Source organism: Ruegeria intermedia (genome assembly GCF_900129345.1).
GTDB lineage: Bacteria > Pseudomonadota > Alphaproteobacteria > Rhodobacterales > Rhodobacteraceae > Ruegeria > Ruegeria intermedia.
Genome location: NZ_FQVK01000059.1, coordinates 1 through 4,888 on the forward strand (window position 1 = coordinate 1; position 4,888 = coordinate 4,888).

The following is a 4,888-nucleotide window of genomic DNA, read 5'->3' on the forward strand; positions in this document are numbered from 1 at the left end:
CGCCGCTGCCAGCGCGAACGCCTTTGATAGCGCAAGGACGTCGTCCTGGTATCGCCGAAGGGCTTTCTTTCTTGCTTCTTCGTCCGCCTCCTTCGCGGCTGCCGCGTGCTGGCGCTCCAAGATCCAGTTCATTGCTGCCGCGAGCGTCCGGAGGCGATGTGACGCTTCCCCCTTCAAAGCTTTGCTGTAGTCGAACCCATGGAAGTGATTCTGAACGACCTCGTAGCGCTTCAGCATTTCCGCCACCGCCTCGGCCTCGTCAATGCCGGCCTGGCGCCTGTCGCTCTCGGAATACTGGCCCAGCGCGTTCTTCAGGTTTTGGGCGATCCCGATGTAGTCCACCACAAGGCCAGCGGGTTTGTCACGGAAGACGCGGTTCACCCGGGCGATGGCCTGCATCAACCCATGCCCCTGCATCGGCTTGTCGATGTACATCGTGTGCATCGACGGGGCGTCGAAACCCGTCAGCCACATATCTCGAACGATCACGAGTTTCAGTGGGTCGTCCGGATCCTTGGCGCGCTTCGAGATCAGATCCCTGCGTGCCTTGTTGCCGATGTGTCGTTGCCAATCCGCCGGGTCTGATGCCGACCCCGTCATCACGATCTTGATGACGCCGGCATTGTCATCGTCGGAATGCCACTCGGGACGAAGCGCCACGATCTCATTGTAAAGCGCGACGCAGATTCGCCGGCTCATGCAGACAATCATGCCCTTGCCATCAAGCGCGGCGAGCCGCCGTTCGAAATGCTCGACGATATCCGCCGCGACCATCTTCAGGCGTTTCTCGGCGCCAACCAGCGCCTCCACGTTCGACCACTTCTGCTTCAGCTTTTCCTGTTCGGTCAGGGCCTCGTCTTCTGTCAGTGCTTCGATCTCGGCATCGATCCGGGGCTTTGCCTCCTCGGGCAGCTCGATGCGGGCCAAGCGGCTTTCGTAGTAGATGGGTACCGTCGCGCCATCCTCGACCGCGCGGGTGATGTCGTAGATGTCGACGTAGTCGCCAAAGACAGCGGGAGTGTTTACATCGTCCTTTTCGATCGGCGTTCCGGTGAAGCCGATGAAAGACGCATTGGGCAGCGCATCCCGGAGGAGTTTCGCGAAACCATAGGTGCGCTTGCCGGTCTTCGGGTCGATCTTTGCACGGAACCCATAATGGCTCCGGTGGGCCTCGTCCGCAATCACGACCACGTTGCGCCGGTCGGTCATCTTGCCTTCCGACAGCTTCTGCAGGGTCGTAAAGATGATCCCGCCGGAGATGCGGTTCAGGACCTGTTGCAGATGTTCGCGGCTCTCCGCCTGCGCGGGAGTCTGGCGGATCAGGTCGCGGCACATGGAAAAGGTCTGGAATAGCTGATCGTCGAGATCGTTGCGATCGGTCAGCACGACGATGGTCGGGTTCTCCATCTGCGGGTGCCGCACCAACTGGCCCGCGAAGAACGCCATGAGCAGGCTCTTTCCCGAGCCTTGAGTGTGCCAGATCACCCCGGCCTTGCGGTCGCCATCCCCAGAGGTTGCGCGCAGCGTGCTTTGAACCGCCTTCTTGACCGCGTGGAACTGGTGGTAGCCGGCGATGATCTTGACGATGCCCGAGCCGGTGTCGCCGAACACCGTGAAGTCGCGGATGAGCTCCAGGAAGCGCCGCTTCTCGAATACGCCCTCGATCAGCACGTCCATCTCGGGGCTGCCCTTTGGCGCCACCTCGCGCCCATCTGTGGTGCGCCAAGGCATGAATCGCTCCTCGTTGGCGGTGAGCGACCCAACCCTCGCCAAGGTGCCGTCGGAAGTCACCAGCACCGCGTTGGTACGAAACAGCGAAGGAATTTCGGCCTTGTAGGTCTGAAGCTGATTATAGGCGCTGGTGAGCGTTGCAGTCTCCGCGCCCGGGTTCTTGAGCTCGATCACCGCGAGCGGCAGACCATTCACGAAAACGACCACGTCGGGCCGGCGGTTGCGGCCGTTCTCGATCAAGACCATCTGGTCGACGACAAGCCAGTCGTTGGCGTCTGGGTAATCGAAATCAATCAAGCGCACCTTGTCGCCGCGAATGGTGCCGTCCTCGGCGTGAAATTCCACATTCACGCCCTCGACAATCAGCCGGTGAAGCCTGCGGTTCTCCTCGACTAGCGAGGCGCTTTCCGACGCCAGAACCTGCTTGATCGCCTCCTCGCGGGCCTCGGCGGGAATGTGGGGGTTCAGGCGTTCAACCGCCGCTTCCAGCCGCCCGCGCAGGATGATGTCATCATAGGCCGACCGCTCGGGCGCAGTGCCGTCCGGGCCAATGACGGCGTCGGGCGCGTTCGCATACCCAAGCTCGCCGAACGTGGCGATCAGGGCCTTTTCGATATCATCTTCGGTGAGAAAGCTGCCGACCAAACCTAGTTCCCTTTACCCAAAACAAACTTCGCCTTCTCCCGTCTCAGCATTTCGTAAGGCGTGATGCAGTCCACCTTTAATCCAATGCACGCGTTCGGAATCTTGATTTTCTTGGCCGAGTTCGCGGGAACCTCGTGCGTCACGACCGTGCAGCGGTGTGCCAGTGCGTGTGAGACAAGCCAATAATCCGCGACCTGGAGAAAGGTCGCGACCGCAGCCGGATCATAGCCTTGGCCACTTGCCCAAGTGCTTACCGTCCCCAATGCTGGCAAGACCGCATCATCAGCAGGCCGAAAAAAAGCACGTCCCATGGCCTGAGCCCAATTCGACAAATCGTCTTCACCCGACGCGATTTCGTCTGCGACCTTCTCAATACTCGCCACCTTTCCCGCCGTGTTCTGAACCCCCAGCCACTCCCAAAATGCGGGACAGAAATCGAACCCGTAGTGAAGGTTCTTGGCTTGAATGAAAACGTTGGCGTCGAGGAGATATGTCGTCACATCATCACCCCGACTTCACGGCCAAGATTGTTGAATGTCTCGGTCTTCCTGACGCCAAGCATCCGGAACGCATCACGGTAAAGGGTTTGCCCCTCGAGCGTACTGACTACGAGAGCTTTCGTGAATCGATGGCTTACTCGAGAGAGGGTAGTTCGGTAGAAATTTCCACCGCCGCTTGCGCCTTGCGAGATCTCGCGAATGTGATCGAGTTCATCTTGCCATGCCGCATCGAACTGAGGGCGTGTCAGGTGACCAGCGTCAAGGAGACGGCGCAGAACGACCAGCGTACTCACTTTGAATTGGCGTGCCAGACGTCGAAGTGTGTCGGCCAAAGGCTCGTTCGGCTGCAGCTCTGCACGCACAGCGTCCAGTGGCATAAGCAGTTCGGCAGCAACCTTGTTGCACCATACTTCTTCGCGCCTGACCCCCCCGGCGGGTTGGGCGCTGGCATTCGAAAGCGCAGAAGTTCCTAGCCAGATATGCGCGAGTTCATGCGCGAGTGTAAACATCTGGGCGGCCTTCGAGTCTGCGCCGTTGATAAACACCAACGGAGCCCTGCGATCGACCAATGCGAACCCGCGGAATTCGTCGACGTCGAGCCGACGGTTCGTGTTGCTGAACACGATGCCGCTGACCATAACCAGAATGCCGGAATCGTCAGCCCGACGGATGAACAGGCGAAGAGCGTCTGTCCATGTTGCGCAATCGCGCCGTTCCTCGATGCTGAAGCCAAGTGTATCGCGGATGCGCGCCGCCACCACTTCCGGCGCAGTATCCAAAGTTGCGCTGCCGACGAAGGGCAACGCGGGCTCCTGGTATAGCCGCGCGAATTCGGCATACCAGCTCTGCCGTTCTTGGCAGGCGTAGATCATTTCCAGAAGGTTTGGGCTCGGCCGTTCCAGCGGGCGACCGGCGACCGTCCGGAAGTCGGGAATCGGCAACTGCTCCTCGGGCGGCTCGGGAAGAAACAGGTAACCCACGGGCACATGCACCGCGTTAGCGAAAGCATCGAGCTGCTTGAGCGTCGGCTGCACATCGCCTTGAAGCCACTCTTCCAGCTTCTTGAACCGGGCGCTCAGGTCATCGGGCGACACCCGGGCGCGCTCAATCGCCCAGCGCAGCATCTCCGGTTTGACCGGTGCACGCGTCATGCCACCTCTTCCTCCCGTTGGCCTGCTTCGCGGCAGGCATTCAGCGCCAGCTTGTAGGCCTCGCGATCTATCCCGAACAGAAGCTGCGAGGGTGTTACCACCAGCTCCACATCATCTCCGCCGGGCAAAGAGACCGTCACCGTCAGGCTGCCCTCTTCATCGGAGCTTGCCACAAGGGCGCAGTTATCGTCTATCAGCGCGTTGCTCTTGGCGAACCGGTCGTAAGGCTCCAGCGTCAGCACCGGGTCCGGCTCGCGCTCCAGATAGGCCTCGTGCAGAAAGGTGACGATCGCATCAGCAGCCAGGACTGCCGCGCGTCGTTGATGTGCCGAAAGCTTCGCGATAAAGCCGTCCTTTCCATGGCTGACCGTGCCGGCCTTGTTGCGCAGATCGTCAAGCGCGGTCGTCAGCTTGTGATACTGCGAAACCAGCTTCTTGAAGGACTCGTCGCGCACGTCCCCCAGCTCCAGCGCACGAACCGCCGCCGAGAGCCATTCGCCAAAGGACGGCGTCGTGGATTTCGGCGTGTGCGGGCTGGCGGGGTCGTCGATGCTCTGGAGCAAAACGCGACAGGCGCATTCCACCAAGCCTTTCGCGGCGTCGATGCAGGCGTCGCTGTCACGCTGAAACTCGGATTCGAGCGTCTGGAAAATCTGCTGCAGCATCGGAGCATGCGACCAGTGCTCGCAGAAGGCGCGGATGCCGGGAAACCAGTCGGCACTCACACCCCGCCCTCCACGATCTTCTCGGCCTCGGCCACGCGGAGCTCGCCGGACATGAGCCTGGGCAGCAGCAGGTCGCGGGTCTGGGCGAGGGTGCGGGATTCGCGTTCGTTGGCGATGATGCGTTCGAGCATCGGCG

At 60.8% G+C, this 4,888-nt stretch carries 4 protein-coding genes; all 4 read right to left on the minus strand.

Annotated elements, in window-relative coordinates; all coding sequences use genetic code 11:
• Positions 1-2,376, minus strand: a 2,376-nt coding sequence (locus tag F3H26_RS19030; RefSeq protein WP_149777540.1) for a type I restriction endonuclease subunit R, incomplete at its 3' end; no start/stop codon positions are given.
• A gap of 2 nt (positions 2,377-2,378) precedes the next feature.
• Positions 2,379-2,876, minus strand: a complete 498-nt coding sequence (locus F3H26_RS19035; protein WP_149777541.1) for a DUF4411 family protein — start codon at positions 2,874-2,876, stop codon at positions 2,379-2,381.
• The gene (locus tag F3H26_RS19040) at positions 2,873-4,027 is read right to left on the minus strand and encodes an ImmA/IrrE family metallo-endopeptidase (RefSeq protein WP_149777542.1); all 1,155 of its coding nucleotides are present in this window, start codon (positions 4,025-4,027) and stop codon (positions 2,873-2,875) included. The genes F3H26_RS19035 and F3H26_RS19040 overlap by 4 nt, the downstream gene beginning before the upstream one ends.
• Entirely contained in the window at positions 4,024-4,752 is a 729-nt protein-coding gene (locus F3H26_RS19045; protein WP_149777543.1) for an abortive infection family protein, read from the minus strand. The genes F3H26_RS19040 and F3H26_RS19045 overlap by 4 nt, the downstream gene beginning before the upstream one ends.
• Positions 4,753-4,888 lie beyond the last annotated feature (136 nt).